Here is a 19764-nt window from a genome sequence, read left to right on the forward strand (position 1 = left end):
AAACGAGTAAGAAAGAGAGGAACAAACAAAATGAGTGAACAACGTTTGCTTTTAGTAGATGGGATGGCCATCTTGTTTCGTGCGTATTTCGCTACGTCTTTTGGCGGGAGTGTTCGCAAAACAAGTGCAGGGGTCCCCGTAAATGCCGTACATGGCTTCGTCCGCTATTTTATGGATGCCATTAATACCTTTAATCCCACTCATGTTGCTTGCTGCTGGGACATGGGAAGCACAACCTTTCGTACAGAGCAATATGACGGTTACAAATCTAATCGACCATCCGCTCCAGAGGATTTGGTTCCGCAGTTTGAGCTAGTGAAAGAAGTTGTAGCTAGCTTTGATGTACCCAATATTGGTATTGAAGGATTCGAGGCTGATGACTGCATCGGTACCTTGGCGGCGGCTCTAAAGGATCAAGCTCATATTTTCGTCGTAACAGGTGACCATGATATGCTGCAGCTTGTTGATGATCGTGTCTCGGTAGCGATTATGAAGAAGGGGATTGGCAATTACATGGTGTATACCCCTGATACATTGATGGAGGAGCGTCAGCTGACGCCTGCTCAAATCATTGATATGAAGGGGCTCATGGGTGATACGAGCGATAACTACCCTGGAGTAAAAGGAATAGGCGAAAAAACGGCGCATAAGCTCATCCTAGAGCATGGCTCCATAGAAGGGCTGCTCGCTAATTTAGATGCTGTGTCCAAAACGATCAGGGCTAAAATTGAGGCAGACCTTGCTATGCTTCATTTATCCCGCGAGCTGGCAACGATTCGTTGCGATGTGCCGGTTGCTGCCCCACTTGATGGCTGCTGCTGGGCATATGACCGTAACAACGTTCTGCGTAAATTCGATGAGCTAGAGTTCAAAAGCTTAATTGCTTTAATAAGCTAGACGGTAAAAAGCCTCTTTCACGGTCATTCGACTTTGAAAGAGGCTTTTTTGTTAGGGCTAGGAGCATAGGCTAGGTCTAGCTAGGTCTAGCTAGGTTGGTTTAGGTAGCTTTAGGTTTAGGTCGGTCTATGTCGATCTAGGTCGCTTTAGGCCGGTCCATGTCGGTCTAGGAATAAGGCATGGACGCAGATTAGGAGAGGTCAATAAGGGGAGGGGGTGATATATGAATTTATCTATGGATCCCGCTGGATCCCGCATTGTTAATTAATTTCATATATTGAAATTAGCTCATAGAAAAATTCGTTAATAAAAGGAGTAGTTTCATAATTTGAAACTACTGACAGTTAAAAAGGCGAAAGATAGGTAGAATAACTACTTAGCTTCAAAAAGTGAAACTATTCTGCAGTAAATCCTCTAAATAAGTGAAATCGTGTTAAAAGGTGAAACTAACCAAGTAGTTAGCGAACCAACCAAGCAAGCAAGCCCCCAACGAGGAAGCGACCTATGTACCCACTAACCATTCAAGAAGTGCCCAACGAGCAAGTAAAGCATGCATTCGCTAACCATTCAAGAAGCCCCCCAACGAGGAAGCGACCTATGTACCCACTAACCATTCAAGAAGTGCCCAACGAGCAAGTAAAGCATGCATTCGCTAACCATTCAAGAAGCCCCCCAACGAGGAAGCGCCCCCATGAACCCACTAACCATTCAAGCAGCACACAACGAGCAAGCAAAGGCATGCATTCACTAACCATTTAAGAAGCATGCAACGAGCAAGCAAAGTGTGCATTCACTAACCATTCAAGAAGCCCCCCAACGAGGAAGCGCCCCCATGAACCCACTAACCATTCAAGCAGCACGCAACGAGCAAGCAAAGCATGCATTCACTAACCATTCAAAAAGCACCAACGAGCAAGCGAAGCATGCATTCACTAACCATTCAAGAAGCACCCACCGTACAAGTGAACGATGCGTCCACTAAACCTTCAAGAAGTATCAACGAGGAAGCGCCCCATGCATTCACTAACCATTTAAGAAGCACACAATGAGCAAGCAAAGCACGCTCCCACTAACCATTCATGAAGCCTCCAACGAGCAAACAAAGCATACATCCACTAACCATTCAAAGAACCACCCAAGCAACCAACGCGCAAACCCTAGTGTTGTAACAGTATATATCGCCCACCATTGTTCTTTATAAAGAATACTCTGACTCTTACGGCTACTAGTAGGTTGTCCAAATAAAAGAAAGATTTATGACGAGAGAACGCTCTACACAGCCTTAAAATCAACGTTTTTTTCTTATATTGTAGTACGAGCTCAAGCGACAAGGAACGATATTTCAATAAAATATGATGAATGGTGTTGACCTGTTCTTATTAAAGAACTAAAATATACATATTGTCTGTTATAACGTCTGGCATGAATAGACAAATGCTAAGTTTGAAGTTTAGATCTAAACTGGCTGAAGGAGAATATTATGATCGGGGAACGTATTAAAAATCTACGCGAAAAAAAAGGCTATTCGATAACGAAACTTGCCGATCTTGCAGGCGTCTCTAAGTCGTATTTGAGCTACATCGAACGCAATATGCAGAATAACCCCTCTCTTCAAGTCATGGCTAAAATTGCAGCACCTTTGGATTCTAATATTGAATATTTACTTGGAGAAGAATCCTTGCCAAAGCTTCATGAAAATGAATTTTTGGACGATGAATGGCGTGCGATTATTCAAAGCGCTGTTGAAGAAGGGATGAGCAAAGGCGATTTTCAAACATTAAAGGATTTGATCCGATCGAATCAATGGAAAAAGAAAATGACGGGAAAAAGCATGTCGGTCAATGAGAAAAAGAAAACGTCGAACATTATTATTCTACATATCGACAACGACAATTAAAGATCATGTAAAAACGGAAACACGTATTGACATGTTCTATATAAAGAACTAAACTTGTATTATTGTTCTTTATAAAAAACATCAAAAGCAGGTGTAAAATGGAAAGTAAACAATTAGAAGAATTGCATGTAACACGTAATGACAAAGAAAAAGGAAAAGAAATAAATATAAAGGCTATTTATTCTGTATTACGAAAACGTTTGTGGATGATTGTAGTGCTTGCTATCCTATTCGCTATTATTGGTGTTTTAATCAATTCAAGGCCAGTGTCTCCATCCTACGCGGCCTCGACGAGAGTCATGATTGTTTCTACACAGGATATGATGGGAACGCTCAAAGTGATGTTTCGTGAACCTATCGTTTTGACAAAGGTCATTGAGGAGCTAGGTCTTAATCGTTCTGTTGGTGAGCTTAGAGGTCAAATTCATGCCAACAATGTAGATGCTTCTATCGTAACGGTAATTACGGTAGTGGATTCCGATCCGGAGCTTGCAGCGAGCATTGCAAACAAAAGTGTAGAAGTTTACAAACGCGTTGCCTCCGAAATGCTTGGAATCAACAATATACGTGTATTGACCGAGGCACAGGCTAATCCTTATGACATTAATGAGAAGACCAACCGAATCGTATTCATTTTCTTATTCATTGGTCTAATACTGGGAATCGGCTTAACGTTATTATTGGATGCACTTGATGACTCTATCAAATCAGAGAGAGAAATCGAAGAGCTGCTAGGATTAACGATGCTGGGACAAGTGAGCAAAATGAAAAGAAAAGAATATGCCAAACGATCTAAAAAACAAAAGAACATTGTCGTGCGAGGTGAAACCATTGGTTCGTGAGAGACAAAAAACAGCAAAATCATTTGTAAATCGCAGCTTACTATCGTATAACCATTCTCATGGATCAATTTCTGAGCAATATCGAACGATCCGAAATAATATTCAGTATGCATCTAATGGAAAAAAGATTAAGTCACTTCTTGTTACCTCGCCTTCTGAAGGCGAGGGTAAATCAACAGCTATTGTGAATTTAGCCATATGCATGGCTCAGCGCGGTGATCGAGTATTGATTATTGACGCGAATTTTAGAAACTCATCTATTCATAAAATATTTAATGTTCAAATTTCACCTGGCTTATCGAATGTTCTTGGTCAGCAGTTGGAAATTCGTGAGGCCATCTACAATACAGAGGTCGAAGGCCTAGACATCTTACCAAGTGGTTTGCGGTTTCATAACTCAACGGAGCTGCTGAATTCTCAATTTATGAATACGATTATGGAATTTGCTTCTTCCAATTATGATATGATTCTGCTGGATTGCCCTCCTGTTCTAGGTGTGCCGGACACCAATGCGCTTGTAGACAAATGTGATGGCGTAATTCTTCTGCTGAACAGCGGTAAAACACAGCAAAATCATGCCATTGAAGCAAAGCGTGCACTGCTATTTGCAAAAGCAAATATTTTAGGCGTCATACTTAATAAAAAGAGCGTTTGATGATCGCAATCAGCTAGCGCTTTTTTTACGCAATAATGTTCTTTATAAAGTACATTATTGTTCTCTATGTGAAAGTATATGCTCGGTAATGCCTCCTCACCGTTATCAATGGAGGCACTCGATCATGCTGTGGGTTGCAGAGAACCTTAGACGCAAGTCGTCAAAAGTGTGGTGTGAGGGGGGGTTAAATGCCCCATTTTTTTAAGCTTAGAGTTTTTAACTATAAGGTTTTTGACTAAAACTTTTTAGTTAAACACTTTAATGAGGTGTTCTATCAAGCCGCATATTCATTACAAGTATGATCTTGAAAGGGTGAACTGGTTTTGACGTATCGACAACGATTATTTTTTTTGGTTCTAATCGACTCGCTTATTGTACTGACATCTATTTTTTTTAGCAGGTTTTTGCTGGATGCATCACTTAACGTGGTGACGATTCCGATAGTCATTAGTTCGATAACACTGTTGTTAAGCCATCATTTCTTTTCTTTCTATTACAAGCTCTATAAGAAGGCATGGGAGTATGCCAGTGTCGGTGAGCTTATGATTATTACAAGGTCCGTGTCTTTATCGATTGTCGCAGCAGCCATCATTCAACAGATTGTATTGCATGACGTATTTTTTCGTTTATTAGCTGTAACCTGGATGATACATATTCTGCTTATAGGCGGTTCTAGGTTTTGCTGGAGAATTTTCCGCGGTGGCTATCAAAAGCATGCTGGACAACGGAAACGTACGTTAATTATTGGAGCAGGCTCTGCAGGTACGATGCTGGCGAGACAATTGCTGAGCAACAGTGACAAGGAGTTATTGCCAATAGCTTTCATCGATGATGATGTAAACAAACATAAATTAGATATCATGGGCATCCCGGTCGTCGGCGGAGTAGCAAATATTACGAAGATGGCGCTTGTATATAAAATTGACAGTATTGTCATCGCCATTCCATCGTTAAGCAAAAAACAGCTGAATACGATCTTTACGGAATGTGCCAAAACAAAAGCAAAAACACAAATCATTCCGATGCTTGAGGATTTGGCTACTGGCAGAGTGTCGGTCAGCCAATTCCGTGATGTTCAGGTTGAGGATTTATTAGGACGCGAGCCTGTTGAGCTGGATATTGAGAGCATATCGGGTTATGTAACGCAAAAGGTCGTTATGGTAACAGGAGCAGGAGGCTCAATTGGCTCTGAGGTATGTCGACAAGTGTCACGTTTTTTACCGGAGAAGCTCATTTTGTTAGGTCATGGCGAGAACAGCATTTATTCCATTGAGTTGGAGCTGAGAGAGCTTTATGGTCATACAAAAATGCAAATCGTTACGGAAATAGCCGACATGCAGGACGCTGCCAAAATGTTGAGTGTTATGGGAACCCATCGGCCACAGGTGGTCTATCACGCAGCAGCGCATAAGCATGTGCCGCTAATGGAAAGAAATCCTGAGGAAGCTTTCAAAAACAATGTGCTTGGTACACTGAATGCGGCAAAAGCTGCGAGTGCAAACCGAGTTGAAACCTTTGTCATGGTATCCACGGATAAAGCGGTAAATCCAACGAGTGTGATGGGCGCGACGAAAAGAATAGCTGAAATGATCATTCAGCACATGGATCGACTTAGTACGACGAAGTTTGTAGCGGTGCGCTTCGGAAATGTACTTGGGAGCAGAGGCAGTGTTATACCGTTGTTCCAAAAGCAGATTGAGAAGGGTGGTCCTGTGACGGTTACTCATCCGGATATGGTTCGCTATTTTATGACCATTCCTGAAGCTTCACGACTTGTTATTCAAGCAGGAGCGCTTGCGAAGGGCGGAGAGATTTTTGTGCTGGACATGGGCGACCCTGTCAAAATAACCGACTTGGCGCAAAATGTGATTCGTATGTCAGGGTTTACAGTAGAGGAAATCGGCATTCAATATACAGGCATTAGGCCTGGAGAGAAGCTGTTTGAAGAAATGCTGAAGGATCATGAGATGGATGAACAGCAGGTTTATCCAAAAATTTATATCGGTAAATCCTTTGAGGTTCCTTTCGAGGAAATCGAGGAGCTGATTCAAGAGTTTAACGCCATGAGCAAAGCTGAGCTGCGCGTACGGCTGCTAGACCTTGCGAATAATGTTGTTATTTTACCAAAATTCGTATCCGTTACAGGATAGAAATAAAAAGGAGTTTATGTAGACTATGAGAGTAAGAAAAGCGATCATTCCAGCTGCTGGGCTGGGTACGAGGTTCCTTCCTGCAACGAAAGCCATGCCAAAGGAAATGCTGCCTATCGTGGATAAGCCAACCATTCAATATATTGTAGAAGAAGCGATCGAATCGGGTATCGAGGATATTATCATTGTAACGGGCAAAGGGAAACGAGCGATTGAGGATCATTTTGACAATTCATTAGAGCTGGAGCAAATTCTTACGGCAAAGCATAAGTTTGAGCTGTTAAGCGAAGTTCGAAAATCGGCTGATATGGTTGATATTCACTATATTCGCCAAAAGGAGCCGAAGGGACTCGGTCATGCTATCTGGTGCGCTAGAAAGTTTATCGGCGACGAGCCGTTTGCAGTACTTCTTGGAGATGATATTATCTCTGCGGAAAAGCCATGCATTAGACAGATGATTGAGAAGTATGAACAATATCACACTTCTATTATCGGAGTACAGCGCGTAGCGGAAGAAGCAGTCTCAAGATATGGAATCGTTGACGGTGCAAAAATGGAGGAAGCCTTCCATCGCGTTCGAAATCTCGTCGAGAAGCCATCTAGAGAGAATGCCCCGTCTAATATGGCTATTATGGGAAGATATATTTTGAATCCCGCTATATTCGACATATTGGGCAGCCAACAACCAGGCGCAGGCGGGGAAATTCAGCTTACGGATGCAATAGCAGCATTGAATCAATCCGAAGCTGTCTATGCCTATGAGTTTGATGGCGTACGCTATGATGTTGGTGAGAAAATGGGCTTCATTCAGACGACGATCGAGTTTGCTTTGCAGCGCGATGACCTGAGATATGAGCTGCTTGAATACTTGTCTCGAATGGTGGAGAGAGAAGGCGTTCGCAAATAATAAGTAAACAGGATGGTAACCATGCCTAATAAAATATTATTTTGTGCTACCGTTGATTACCATTTCAAGGCTTTTCATTTGCCCATTATGGAATGGTTTAATGAACAGGGTTGGGAGGTTCATATCGCTGCCAAGGGCGAGTTGGACCTCCCTTTTGTCGATAAGAGGTTTCATTTGTCCATTGAGCGGTCTCCGCTTCGATTAAATAATAGAAGAGCCTATCAGGAGCTTAAAGGAATTATTAAGGAGCAGGAGTACAGCATCATTCACTGCCATACGCCAACTGCAGGGGTGCTGGCTCGTTTGGCTGCGCAAGCTGCAAGACGAAAGGGTACAAAAGTCATTTATACCGCGCATGGCTTTCATTTTTGCAAAGGATCATCCATTCTTAATTGGCTCATTTATTATCCAATCGAGAAGAAGCTCTCTAGCTATACAGACTGCCTCATCACCATTAATAGCGAGGATTATAATCTGGCTGTAGACAGGGGTTTTAAGGCAAAACAAATAGCGCATGTTCATGGTGTCGGTGTCAACACGCTTCAATTTAAACCGGTGCAAAAAATAGAGAAGTGGCGGCTGCGTCAGGATCTAGATTATCGAACGGATGATTTCATTTTATTTTATGCAGCCGAATTCAACAAAAACAAAAACCATCAGCTGCTTATTCGTGCGATTGCCTTAATAAAAGAACAAGTACCTCAAATCAAGCTGTTGCTTGCAGGCCAAGGTCCACTGTTGGAATCATTGCGGAAGCTAGCGTCTGATCTTGGTGTAGCGTCAATGGTTCATTTCCTAGGACAACGGAATGATATTGCTTCACTGCTGCCTATGTGTGATGTTGCGGTGGCATCCAGCTTGCGAGAGGGTTTACCCGTTAACATGATGGAAGCAATGGCATGCGGCCTGCCTATTGTAGCAACCCGGAATAGAGGTCACTCGGAGCTTGTTGTTTCGGGTGTAAATGGTTTTATTATTGAGCATGATCAAGTATTCGACTTTGCCAGCAGGCTGCTTCAGCTGAATGTCTCTGAGGACCTTCGTCAACGAATGGGAGCAGAAAGTGTAGATATGGTCAAAAAGTATGCATTAGCTCAAGTAGCAAGAGAGCTCAGTGATATTTACAAGCCATTTATGGAGCATTCCCAAGATGAAATGGAGAGATCAGTAGAGTGGGCAGTCCTATAAGAATTTTGCATGTTGTTGTGAATATGAATCGCGGCGGCGCTGAAACTTTTATTATGAATTTATATCGTCATATTGACCGCTCAAAGGTGCAGTTTGATTTTCTAACCTGCAAGGAAGGCGTGTTCGATGAAGAGATTATTGCATTAGGCGGTAAGATTCATCGTATTCCCTATTTGACTGAGGCTGGTCATAAAGGCTATACCCGTGCATTGAATCGATTTTTTCAAGAAAACAGCGCTTATCAGATTGTTCATTCTCATATGGATAAGATCAGTGGATTTGTACTGCGTGCCGCTCGCCTTGCCCGTATTCCCGTGCGGATTGCGCATAGCCACAATACAAGAAGTGAAGGCAGCATCGCTGCTAGATTGTATAAATGGTACGCAGGAACGAAGGTGAAGTCAGCTGCGACGACGTATATAGCCTGCTCACATGCTGCTGCTAAATGGTTATTTGGAGGTAAAGCTAAGTCTGCGTCTATCTTTCAAAACGGTATTCCTTGCGAGAAATTTGCTTTCTCTTCAGCGGTTCGTTCGGAGCTTAAGGCAGAGCTTGCGATTTCAGAAGAGAGCTTAGTTGTCGGTCATATAGGCAGATTTGCGCCGCAAAAAAATCATAACGGGCTAATCGATCTCTTCAAGCAATTGCAGCTAATGAGAGAGGACAGCATTCTTCTTTTAGTTGGTGATGGTCCATTACGGCCAGCTATTGAGCAAAAGGTTAAGGAACTGCAATTAACGGATAAAGTGAAGTTCTTGGGTATAAGAAGCGATATCGAACGTCTGCTTCAAGTCTTTGATGTATTTTTGTTTCCTTCCCATCATGAAGGGCTGCCTGTTACGTTAATCGAAGCGCAGGGCTCTGGGCTTCCCTGTGTTATTTCGGATCATATTACGACAGAAGTCGATATGGGCATCGGATTAATCCAGTATTTCTCTTTAACGGATGGAGCAAGCTGCATGAGCAAAATACTAGAATCAGCCAAGCGACAATCACGAAGGATTCCTTTTGACGCTTTAGCGAAGAAGGGGTATGACATCCAAATAACGGCGCAATCAGCAGTAGAATTTTACTCTTCCCAAATCGAGGTGAACCATGAAAACATTAACCGTGTTTACGCCCACGTATAATCGGGCTTATTGCTTAAATCAATTGTATGAAAGCCTTCAGCGTCAAACATGCAAAGATTTTGATTGGCTCATTATTGATGATGGGTCGAGTGATACAACGGAAGCGTTAGTGAACGGCTGGATTGCGGAGCAAAAGATGTCCATTCGTTATATCAAGCAAGAGAATCAAGGCATGCACGGCGCACATAATACAGCTTATGAGTACATAGAAACAGAGCTGAATGTATGTATCGATTCTGATGATTTTATGCCTGATGACGCGGTTGAACACATCGTAACTTTCTGGAGCGAGCATGGTACAGATGAAGTTTGCGGGCTTGTTGGTCTAGATGCGTATACCGATGGAAGATTGGTAGGAACAGACCTGCCGCAACATATCAGCCGATCAACGTTGTTTGATTTGTATCAGAAGCATGGGATTAGCGGAGATAAGAAGCTGGTTTATCGAAGCGCGCTAACTAAGCAATATCCGTATCCGCTTTTTGAGGGAGAGAATTATGTAGGTCTAGCTTATAAGTATCATTTGCTGGATCAGGACTATGAACTGCTCCTTATGAATAAGGTGCTGGTGCATGTCGAGTATTTGCCGGATGGATCATCGCGCAATATGCTCCATCAATACCGTAAAAACCCGCAAGGCTTTGCTTTCTATCGTAAAGCTTTAATGAAGCTTCCTTTTGGAAGCATTAGTTTTAAATACCGGCAGGCGGTTCATTATATTTCAAGTTGTCTTCTATCCGCTAATAAAAAGTGGCTGAAAGATGCCCCGTTTAAGGCGCTAACGGTATTAGCCGTCATACCTGGTCTCTTGCTTTACTGGTATATCACGATGAAGACGAGAAAAACATATAGAGCGAGAGGAACGACAAATGACTATCCTTTGGCTTAATATGATTGTTGTTTTTTTACTCGCGCTTATCGCTAGATTCTACTCTGTTCCGGTAAGAATAGGACCTAACTTTCCACATCCGAATAAAATCATGGCGGGTGCAGCTGCAATGACACTTATTCTCGTATCGGGACTGCGCAATAATATCGGAGATACATTTTTTTATACGCATGCCTATGAGGTAAACAAATTTGACATTGTAAGCATTGTGCAGCGGAAAGATATTGGATTTGGATTATTTCAAATGCTGCTCAAACAGATTTCAGATGATCCTCAAATCTTGCTGCTGACAACGGCCTTGATCACTAATCTGCTTATTGTTGTCGTTATGTATAAGTACTCTAGAATGCTGGAGCTTAGCTTATACGTATATATTACATCAGGAGCATTTGTCGTTTCTATGAACGGGCTGAGACAGTTTCTAGCAGCTGCTATTGTGTTTGCGGCGACTAAGGCGCTTTTTGAAGGCAAATGGAAAACGTATATGTTGGTTGTATTGTTTGCATCCTTTCTTCACCAAAGTGCACTCATTATGCTTCCTCTTTACTTTATTGTTAGGAGAAAAGCGTGGACAGGATCAACGTTTACTTTATTAAGCGTAGCCATAATTATTGTCATTGGCTTTAATCAATTTTCGGAACTGTTGTTTACGGCTATCCAGAATACGCAATATGCGGAATATCAGAGCTTTAATGAGGGCGGAGCTAGCATTATTCGGGTTTTTGTTTTTGCGGTTCCATTGATCATTGCTTTTTTTGGCAGGCATAAGCTCAAAGAAATATTTCCGCAAAGCGATATTATTGTTAATTTATCCATAATCGGTTTGATTCTGCTTATTATTTCAACGCAGAACTGGATTTTCGCAAGAATGAACATTTATTTTAATCTCTATCAGCTCATATTATTTGGTTGGATCGTGAAGCTGTTTCAAGAGAAGCATCGCAAGTTTGTCTATTTTTCGATTCTTCTATTTTACTTCATGTTTTTCTATTTCGAGAGTGTGATTGCTTTGGATATTCGCTATTCGAGTGATTATATAAGATGGCCATGGTAAAGGAGGAAATGACGTGAATGAAACCCAGCAAATCCCCCGTATCGTGCATTATTGTTGGTTTGGGCGAGGGGAGAAGCCGAGAAAAATCTTGAAATGTATGAAAAGCTGGGAGAAGTATTTAAGCGACTATCAATTTATAGAATGGAATGAGGATAATTTTGATATTTCCTCTAACCGGTATGTGAAGGAGGCTTATGAGGCGCGAAAGTATGCGTTTGTAAGTGATTATGTTCGCTTGCATGCCCTTCAGCAATATGGCGGTATTTATTTAGATACCGATGTTGAAGTGATTAAGCCGCTGGATTCCTTTCTGCATCATGAAGCATTTTCAGGCTTTGAGGATGAGAAATTTCTGCAATCCGGAACAATGGGCGCAATTAAAGGGCATTCATGGACGACAGAACTGCTAGAGCATTACGATAGCATAAGTTTTCTGCTCCCTGATGGCACATTGGATACAACGACGAATACAGCAGTTATTACAAAAATTTGCGGCAAGCACGGGCTGATTCAAAATGGGCAATATCAGGTGCTGAGCAATGGTGTCACCTTCTATCCTAGAGCTTATTTTAGTCCGTATGATTATATTAATGGCGGTAATTACATAACTAATGACAGCCACACCATTCATCATTTTGCACAATCCTGGCTTCCGGCTCATGTAAGAATAAGAGGAAGTGTGAAAAGAATAGTAAGCCGGATAGTCGGTCCTAAAGTGATTTCTAAAATGAGAGACATGTTGTCCTCATAATAAAGATCCAACATTTGAATGCCAGGAGTCCGAATCTATGATAAAACGTTTATTTGATCTTATTGTATCATCCATAATCCTCATTATTTCTTCGTTATTTATACTAGTCATTGCCATTATGGTTCGATTCAAATTAGGCTCGCCGATTATATTCAAGCAGAAACGTCCTGGTAAGCATGGCGTTCCTTTTTTTGTTTATAAATTTCGGACGATGACAGATGAAAAGGATAGCTACGGTCAATTGCTGCCCGATCATCTGAGACTAACGTCATTTGGCAGCTTTATGCGGAAATTCAGTATAGATGAGCTGCTTCAACTCATTAATGTTATCAAGGGAGATTTAAGTCTCATTGGACCAAGACCACTGCTAATGGAATATTTGCCGCTTTATACGGATGAACAAGCAAAGCGTCATTTGGTCAGGCCCGGTATAACCGGATGGGCGCAAATTAATGGAAGAAACGCAGTTTCGTGGGAAGAAAGATTTCAGCATGATGTATGGTATGTGGAAAATCAAAGCTTTGCATTGGACATTAAAATATTGCTATTAACCGTAAAAAAGGTCATTCGATCTGAAGGCGTTAGCAATGAAAACTATGTCACTATGCCTGCATTTCAAGGTTCGGTGAGTAAAATAGAAGCTTAAGGTCGTTTTTGAAGTCATTATTTGACTGCAAGGACGGCCTATTATTTTGGATGGGGATGTGTATAGCCGATGTCAGAAAATAAAAATCAAAAGATTTTTTTATCAGCGCCTCATATGAGCGGGAATGAACAGAAGTATATTGATGAGGCTTTCGCTACCAATTGGATTGCACCGCTTGGACCGCATATCGACGCGTTTGAAAAAGAAATTGCCGCCTATACAGGAATGAAAGATGCGGCGGCAGTGAGCTCGGGGACAGCAGCGCTGCATTTAGCTCTGCATCTATTAGATGTAGGCAAAGGAGATCGAGTGTTTTGCTCCAGCTTTACCTTTATCGCAAGTGCGAATCCAATTTGCTATTTGGGGGCAGAGCCGGTCTTTATTGATTCTGAGCCCGAGACGTGGAATATGTCACCGCAAGCGCTGGAGAGAGCGCTCGATGAAGCCATAAAGGAAGGTTGGCTGCCGAAAGCGGTCGTCGTTGTAAACCTATACGGTCAAAGTGCGAAAATGTCGGAGATTTTGAGATTATGTGATCAACACGAGATACCTGTCATTGAAGATGCGGCGGAGTCACTTGGTTCATCTTATAAAGGCAAGAAGAGCGGTTCGTTTGGTAAAATCGGAATTTTCTCCTTTAATGGAAACAAGATCATTACAACCTCAGGCGGGGGAATGCTCGTTTCTGATGATGTTGAATTATTGAAAAAAGCACGATTCCTTGCTACGCAAGCAAGAGATCTCGCACCTCATTATCAGCATAGTACGATTGGGTATAATTACCGAATGAGTAATCTGCTTGCTGGGGTAGGCAGAGCGCAATTAGAAGTGCTGGATGAGCGTGTGGAAGCAAGAAGGGCGATTTACAAAAAATATGAGGAAGCATTTGCCTCTCGGATCGGCATTGGCTTCATGCCGGAGCTGGCGAACAGCAAATCCAATCGCTGGCTGACTGCAATGACAGTAAATGAACAGGAAACAGGAGTAAGCATTCCGCTTCTAATTGAAGCTTTAGCAGAACAAAATATTGAAGCACGTCCTGTATGGAAGCCGCTTCATATGCAGCCTGTATTTGCGGGAGCGAAATTTTATGCGCATTCCGAGAATGAGGTTGTATGCGAGCAGCTCTTTAAAACAGGAATTTGTTTGCCCTCAGGTTCAAGTATGTCAGTCGTTGAGCAGGTGAGAGTGGTAGATTGTATTAATGATCTATTAAATACAATCGCTGACCATTCCGTTCAAACGGCATAATCATTGCCATTAGAGATAGCGTTCTCCGACTTCACGTGACCGAACGACTCTTGCCGGTGTTCCATATGCAATACTGTTAGAGGCAATATCGGATAGGACGGTAGAGCCAGCACCTATGACGGTATGTTCGCCAATCATGCGACCATGAATAATATTCGCGCCAATAGAGATAACGGAATAGTGTCCAATATGAACATTTCCTCCCGTTGCTGTATTTGGAGCTAGTGTAACAAAGTTTCCCAGTGTAGAATCATGATCCAGAGATGAATTGGGATAGAAGACACAATGATCCCCTATTCTAGCGTCGCTGTTAATTACTGCACCAGACATGATCACGCTGCCGCCCCCGATCGAAGCGCCTCTTGCAATCGAGGATAAGGGATGAATGGCATTAATAAAGGCAAAGCCAGGATAAACGGAGAGAATGCGAGCAGCAATTTGCGAACGGACCCAATTATCACCAACGGCGATGATACCGCCTATGATGGATGTTTGATTTGAAGCAAGCCAAGCATCATCACCCAAAACCTCATAGCCATATACGATAGTGCCTGGTAATTTATTTGCATCCAGTAAGCCAATGATTCGATAGAAGCCTGCTTTCTCGATAATATCGATGACAGCTTTAGCGTGGCCTCCTGCGCCGTAAACAACTATATTTTGCAAAAGAAACAAGCCCCCCTGTTATTGATTAGTTTGTTTAGTCCTCTATTATTCTAGCAGGTTTTAAATGGTATTTCTAAGTAAAATACAATATCCATATGAATTGACAGAAATTATGAAAGATGATATTCTGTATGAGTGTTCGTTTTATAGAACAACAATAGGTTTATTTGTTCGTTATTGGATAATCGAATTGAAGGAGAAACTCATGAATAACGATGTTACCGTCCATACGCATGACTTAAACGGCGAGCTGAGATTGCTCCTTGCGCTCCTCGCAATGGACCAGGATGCTGATCAAACATTTGAGATTAGCGAGCTTCTGCGTGAGGCTGAATGGAATCAATTTATTAAGTTGGCGAGGCATCATCGGGTCTTTCCATCTCTAAATAGAATTATACAAGACAGCAAATTCGTTGATATACCTGTTTTTGTAAAGCAATTATTTCATCGCGACTATTATCGAAATACGCTGCAAATGTTGGCGTTATCTGGTGAAATGGAGCAAATTGCTAAATCTTTCGCGGATCGGGGCGTTCGGGCTCTATTTTTGAAGGGTCCAGTCATTGCAGCCGATCTTTATGGGGATGTATCTCTGCGAACGTCATGTGATCTGGATTTCCTAATTCCACTGAATGATTTGGAGCAAGCAGAAGCTATGCTAATCGAGCTTGGTTATGAGAAGGATGATTATATCGAAACGGTCCTCAATGATTGGAAGTGGAGACATCATCATATTATTTTCAACCATCCGACAAAACAGATAAAGGTAGAGGTGCATTGGCGATTAAATCCATCACCATCTAAGGAACCATGCTTTGATGATTTATGGGCTAGGAAGCGAAAAAGCTCATTGATCAGCCGGCCTATCTTCTATTTGGGTAGGGAGGATCTCTTTCTATTCCTTGTTTCTCACGGTGCAAGACATGGTTGGTCTAGATTGCGCTGGCTGCTGGATATTAAATATTTAGTTAATCAACGTATAGATTGGCCCAAGCTTGTTCAATTGCTCAAAAAGCATCATTACTTGCACTTGGGAGGCCAAGCCCTATTTCTAGCTTCGCGCTTACTTTCGGTACCGCTTCGTGAAGAAATGAAGCCGCTGCTCATAGGAAGAAGAACGGAGTGGCTTGCAGAGGATGCCATGTTCTATGTGCAGAGAATGATTAATTTACATACGCCGCCCCTTCCAGAGGATGTGGATAAATATCATAAGCGTTACTTATTTTCATTGTATACAACAGGGCAAAAAATTCAATTTATGGCTAGCTTCTTATTCCCTTACCCAGAAGATGCAAAGACCTTATCTTTACCGAAGCAGCTTCACTTTCTTTATTTCCCATTGCGTCCTTTCTTATGGGCATGGAGAAAGACGCGGAAACGCCAGTATTCCTAAGGGATCATAGCGGAGGAGATCAATATGAGAAATCTATTAATTGCTTCCTATGATATGGAAGTTGGCGGGGTCGAAAGAAGCCTCGCGGGTTTGCTGGATGAATTTGATTATCGCAATTATGACGTTCATTTAATGCTTTATCGCCATCAAGGGGATTTCATGAGTCTGCTCTCCGACAAAGCTAATCTTCTTGATGAAGTGCCGCAGTACGCCTCTTTCCGCAAATCCATAAGTGAAACGCTTAAAGGCAAGCAATTTGCTATTGGGCTTTCACGGGTTCTAGCTAAGCTGCATTCACAATTTGAGGGCAGACGCAGCGGTGCGAAAGAAACGGGATATTATCAAATGCAATTAATGTGGAAATATGCATTGCCGTTTCTACCCAAGGAGAAGAGAGCTTACGATGTAGCGATCAGCTATCTTTGGCCGCATTACTACGTAGCCGATAAGGTTAATGCGAATACAAAAATCGCATGGATACATACGGATTACTCTACAATCGCAACCAACAGTGAGCTTGACTTGAAAATGTGGGATAAGTTCGATTTTATAATGGCGGTATCAGATGCCTGTAAAGAATCCTTCCTCGAAAAGTATGGATCGCTTAGAAGTAAAGTGGTTGTTATGGAAAATATTATGTCTCCAGCTTTTATAAAAAATATGGCTCATGAAGCATGCGAAACAAACCCGATGAAAAGGGATCAACGATTTAAGCTGATGTCAGTAGCTAGATTTTCACATGCAAAAGGAATTGATAATGCAGTAAGAGCGATGAAGCTGCTTATCGACAAAGGCTATACCGATATCGCTTGGTATATTGTCGGGTATGGCGGTGATGAAGAGGCTATTCGTGAGCTTATAGCTGAATATGAGCTAGGAAATAGCTTTATTCTATTGGGAAAGCAAACGAATCCCTATCCCTATATGAATGAGTGCGATCTTTATGTACAGCCTTCCAGATATGAGGGCAAGGCGGTTACGGTGACTGAAGCAAAAATACTGGGTAAGCCCATTGTTATTACGAATTATCCAACAGCGCCAAGTCAGGTTCACCATGAATGGGATGGATTTATTACAGAGTTATCTGTTGAAGGAATAGCAGCTGGAATAGAACGGTTGTACGTAGATGATGAGCTTAGGGCTCGCTTGGCCCATAACTGCCAGCAGTTTGATTACAGCAACGGCTATGAGTTAGAGAAGCTCTATGAGCTGATTGGAGCGGAAGGGAGAAGCGTCAGTTGAGTATAAAGGTGAGTATAATCGTACCGGTGTATAACGCTGAAGCTTATATAAGTCAGTGTATCGAATCCCTTCTTAACCAAACGTTAAAGGAATGCGAATTTATTATTGTAAATGACGGCTCAACAGACCAGAGTGCTGACATTATTGAGAGATACCGTGCTGCAGATTCACGTATTATGGCTATTCACGGAACAAATCAAGGTGTCAGTGCAGCTAGAAATATAGGCGTAGAGACTGCATGTGGACAATATGTAGGGTTCGTTGATGCAGATGATTATGTGGATGCGGATATGTTTGAACGTCTTTACAAAGAGGCTAGCTTTGGAGATTGCGATGTGGTTTTATCTAATTTTATAAGTGAAATGGATGGTCATGAGGTTATTACGCGCTATGATATTCCATCTGAGGTTGTTCTGACATCGAGCTTCATTAGAGAAGAAATTTTACCGCAATTTTTAAGGACGGATGAGTGGAACACAGCATGCAACAAAATTTACCGAAATCAACTATTGCGAGAGCATGATGTGAAATTCCCCGTGCAGGTAGCACTTGGAGAAGACGGTATGTTTAACATGCTGTTCTTTAGTCATATTAAGACGCTCTTGTACGTCGATTATTCTGGCTATCATTATCGGGAAGTAACAGGGAGCGCGACTAGAAGCATATCTCAGAAAAATTATTTTTTAAGAGCGCTAGAGGTGTATGAATCGCAGCCTCCTGATTGCTATATCGGATTGATTGATGGAGCAAGGATAAATCAATTGAAATCCATAAGGCTTATACATAGCGTAATGGCGTACATACATATCTATTTAAAGCCTACACCAGAAATCAGCATTAGTGATCAGTTTCGTTACGTCAAAAAAATGATTGTTCATCAGCAGGTAAGATATGCGCTGCCTATTTATATGAAGGAAATGGAAATAAATATGGACAGATATAAGAAACTAATTATAAGCCTTATGAAAAGAAAATCGATAGTAGGCTTGTATATGCTAACCACTTACAGCAGATTTAGAAATGGAAAAATGGGGGTAAAGCAATGAAGATTATGATGTTTGCTCATGATGGCAGCTTGAATAGAGGCTGTGAAGCTATCGTTCGATCGTCAACGGACATTCTAAAGGAACGAATAAGTGACGCGAAAGTGTATTTGGCATCAACTAGACCTGAGAGTGATCAAATACTAACAAAGCTGGATGGGATTTATGATGGCAGAACGCTTAGCATAAAAAAATATTCGATGGATTGGTTTGTCTCTTCTTTAAAAGTAAAATTGTTCAAAGATGAATCCTATGCGCTTGGAAAAATTCATCATAATATTATTAAAAACATAAATGGCATGGACGTCATACTCTCCATAGGTGGCGACAACTATTGCTATGGTGAGCAGCCAGGTTGGTATGAAATTGATAAGCGGGTTAAAGCAAAAGGAAAGAAGCTTGTTCTCTGGGGATGCTCTATCGGTGAAGAGGATATGACACCAAGAAAGCTGGAGGACTTGAAGCTATTCGATCTGATTCTCTCTCGAGAGACGTTGACCTATAATATGCTCTTGCGCAAGGGTTTGAAAAATGTCAGATTATGCGCCGACCCTGCTTTTACAATGGAAAAGGAAGAACTCGCTCTGCCTGAGGGCTGGCAAGAGGGCAATACGGTTGGACTTAATTTCAGTCCATTGGTCTGGAAGCGGAATCGGCAATCGCAGACTGCAGTGGAAGAGCTTATTCTTCATATTTTAACGACAACGGATATGACGATCGCGCTTACTCCCCACGTGATGATAGATGGAAATAATGATTATGAAGTGCTAAGTGGTTATTATGAAGCATTCAAACATACCGGAAGAGTCATTTTGCTGCCTGATGATTTAACGGCTATTCAATACAAAGGTTATATCGCTAGAATGAGGTTCTTTATTGGGGCTCGAACGCACGCAACGATTGCAGCATACTCCAATTACGTTCCAACTATGGTGCTTGGGTACAGCGTCAAATCGAAGGGAATTGCTCAGGATATTTTTGGAGAAGAGAAGCTTGTACTTGGTATCGAGGAGATTTCGGACAGCCGCAAGCTAATCGGAAAGTTCAATGAAATGGTTAGGGAAGAAGATGAAATCAAAAATAAACTGAAGCATGCGATTCCAAATATTCAGAAGATGTCCTATAAAGCAGTTGAATATGTAAGTGGGTTAGTTTGAGATGGC

General features: G+C 41.9%; 19 protein-coding genes. 18 read left to right on the forward strand and 1 reads right to left on the reverse strand.

All coding sequences use genetic code 11. The annotated features are described in order from the left end of the window. Nucleotides 1-30: 30 nt before the first annotated feature. From AC0YOD_RS18320 to AC0YOD_RS18385, 14 genes are all read left to right on the forward strand, one after another. Nucleotides 31-897 (forward strand): 5'-3' exonuclease, encoded by an 867-nt coding sequence (locus AC0YOD_RS18320; RefSeq protein WP_475800766.1) that lies wholly within the window; start codon nucleotides 31-33, stop codon nucleotides 895-897. 832 nt (nucleotides 898-1729) lie between these two features. Further along, complete coding sequence (locus tag AC0YOD_RS18325) at nucleotides 1730-1879, forward strand: hypothetical protein (protein ID WP_475800767.1); 150 nt, start codon at nucleotides 1730-1732, stop codon at nucleotides 1877-1879. A gap of 498 nt (nucleotides 1880-2377) precedes the next feature. Beyond that, nucleotides 2378-2794 (forward strand): helix-turn-helix domain-containing protein, encoded by a 417-nt coding sequence (locus AC0YOD_RS18330; RefSeq protein WP_475800768.1) that lies wholly within the window; start codon nucleotides 2378-2380, stop codon nucleotides 2792-2794. Between the two features lie 98 nt (nucleotides 2795-2892). Continuing rightward, the gene (locus AC0YOD_RS18335; RefSeq protein ID WP_475800769.1) at nucleotides 2893-3636 is read left to right on the forward strand and encodes a YveK family protein; all 744 of its coding nucleotides are present in this window, start codon (nucleotides 2893-2895) and stop codon (nucleotides 3634-3636) included. After that, nucleotides 3617-4291: a CpsD/CapB family tyrosine-protein kinase gene (locus AC0YOD_RS18340; protein WP_475800770.1), complete on the forward strand. Its 675-nt coding sequence runs from the start codon at nucleotides 3617-3619 to the stop codon at nucleotides 4289-4291. The genes AC0YOD_RS18335 and AC0YOD_RS18340 overlap by 20 nt, the downstream gene beginning before the upstream one ends. A gap of 323 nt (nucleotides 4292-4614) precedes the next feature. Beyond that, on the forward strand, nucleotides 4615-6441 hold the full coding sequence (locus AC0YOD_RS18345; RefSeq protein ID WP_475800771.1) for a polysaccharide biosynthesis protein: 1827 nt from the start codon (nucleotides 4615-4617) through the stop codon (nucleotides 6439-6441). Nucleotides 6442-6466: 25 nt separating this feature from the next. Beyond that, nucleotides 6467-7348 (forward strand): UTP--glucose-1-phosphate uridylyltransferase GalU, encoded by an 882-nt coding sequence (galU, locus tag AC0YOD_RS18350; RefSeq protein ID WP_475800772.1) that lies wholly within the window; start codon nucleotides 6467-6469, stop codon nucleotides 7346-7348. A 21-nt stretch (nucleotides 7349-7369) separates the two neighbouring features. Beyond that, on the forward strand, nucleotides 7370-8536 hold the full coding sequence (locus AC0YOD_RS18355) for a glycosyltransferase family 4 protein (RefSeq protein WP_475800773.1): 1167 nt from the start codon (nucleotides 7370-7372) through the stop codon (nucleotides 8534-8536). Then, complete coding sequence (locus AC0YOD_RS18360) at nucleotides 8521-9666, forward strand: glycosyltransferase family 1 protein (RefSeq protein WP_475800774.1); 1146 nt, start codon at nucleotides 8521-8523, stop codon at nucleotides 9664-9666. Before AC0YOD_RS18355 ends, AC0YOD_RS18360 begins: the two co-directional genes overlap by 16 nt. After that, on the forward strand, nucleotides 9632-10555 hold the full coding sequence (locus AC0YOD_RS18365) for a glycosyltransferase family 2 protein (RefSeq protein WP_475800775.1): 924 nt from the start codon (nucleotides 9632-9634) through the stop codon (nucleotides 10553-10555). Before AC0YOD_RS18360 ends, AC0YOD_RS18365 begins: the two co-directional genes overlap by 35 nt. Beyond that, nucleotides 10536-11609 (forward strand): EpsG family protein, encoded by a 1074-nt coding sequence (locus AC0YOD_RS18370; protein WP_475800776.1) that lies wholly within the window; start codon nucleotides 10536-10538, stop codon nucleotides 11607-11609. Before AC0YOD_RS18365 ends, AC0YOD_RS18370 begins: the two co-directional genes overlap by 20 nt. A gap of 13 nt (nucleotides 11610-11622) precedes the next feature. Continuing rightward, nucleotides 11623-12360 carry a glycosyltransferase family 32 protein gene (locus AC0YOD_RS18375; RefSeq protein ID WP_475800777.1) on the forward strand — a complete coding sequence of 246 codons (738 nt, stop codon included), beginning with the start codon at nucleotides 11623-11625 and terminating at the stop codon, nucleotides 12358-12360. A gap of 40 nt (nucleotides 12361-12400) precedes the next feature. Next, complete coding sequence (locus AC0YOD_RS18380; protein WP_475801029.1) at nucleotides 12401-13006, forward strand: sugar transferase; 606 nt, start codon at nucleotides 12401-12403, stop codon at nucleotides 13004-13006. Between the two features lie 69 nt (nucleotides 13007-13075). Continuing rightward, complete coding sequence (locus AC0YOD_RS18385; protein WP_475800778.1) at nucleotides 13076-14257, forward strand: aminotransferase class I/II-fold pyridoxal phosphate-dependent enzyme; 1182 nt, start codon at nucleotides 13076-13078, stop codon at nucleotides 14255-14257. A 9-nt stretch (nucleotides 14258-14266) separates the two neighbouring features. Here the strand turns inward: AC0YOD_RS18385 and AC0YOD_RS18390 are convergent, their stop codons facing one another. Next, complete coding sequence (locus AC0YOD_RS18390; RefSeq protein ID WP_475800779.1) at nucleotides 14267-14923, reverse strand: acetyltransferase; 657 nt, start codon at nucleotides 14921-14923, stop codon at nucleotides 14267-14269. A 205-nt stretch (nucleotides 14924-15128) separates the two neighbouring features. Here AC0YOD_RS18390 and AC0YOD_RS18395 point away from each other — a divergent pair, with 205 nt between their 5' ends. From AC0YOD_RS18395 to AC0YOD_RS18410, 4 genes are read left to right on the forward strand one after another with little or no spacing between them, the layout of a single operon-like run. Next, complete coding sequence (locus AC0YOD_RS18395) at nucleotides 15129-16316, forward strand: nucleotidyltransferase domain-containing protein (protein WP_475800780.1); 1188 nt, start codon at nucleotides 15129-15131, stop codon at nucleotides 16314-16316. Nucleotides 16317-16340: 24 nt separating this feature from the next. After that, complete coding sequence (locus AC0YOD_RS18400) at nucleotides 16341-17558, forward strand: glycosyltransferase (RefSeq protein WP_475800781.1); 1218 nt, start codon at nucleotides 16341-16343, stop codon at nucleotides 17556-17558. Continuing rightward, entirely contained in the window at nucleotides 17555-18604 is a 1050-nt protein-coding gene (locus AC0YOD_RS18405) for a glycosyltransferase (RefSeq protein ID WP_475800782.1), read from the forward strand. Before AC0YOD_RS18400 ends, AC0YOD_RS18405 begins: the two co-directional genes overlap by 4 nt. Further along, complete coding sequence (locus tag AC0YOD_RS18410; RefSeq protein ID WP_475800783.1) at nucleotides 18601-19758, forward strand: polysaccharide pyruvyl transferase family protein; 1158 nt, start codon at nucleotides 18601-18603, stop codon at nucleotides 19756-19758. Before AC0YOD_RS18405 ends, AC0YOD_RS18410 begins: the two co-directional genes overlap by 4 nt. Nucleotides 19759-19764 lie beyond the last annotated feature (6 nt).

This window comes from Paenibacillus sp. J31P13, from assembly GCF_056269295.1.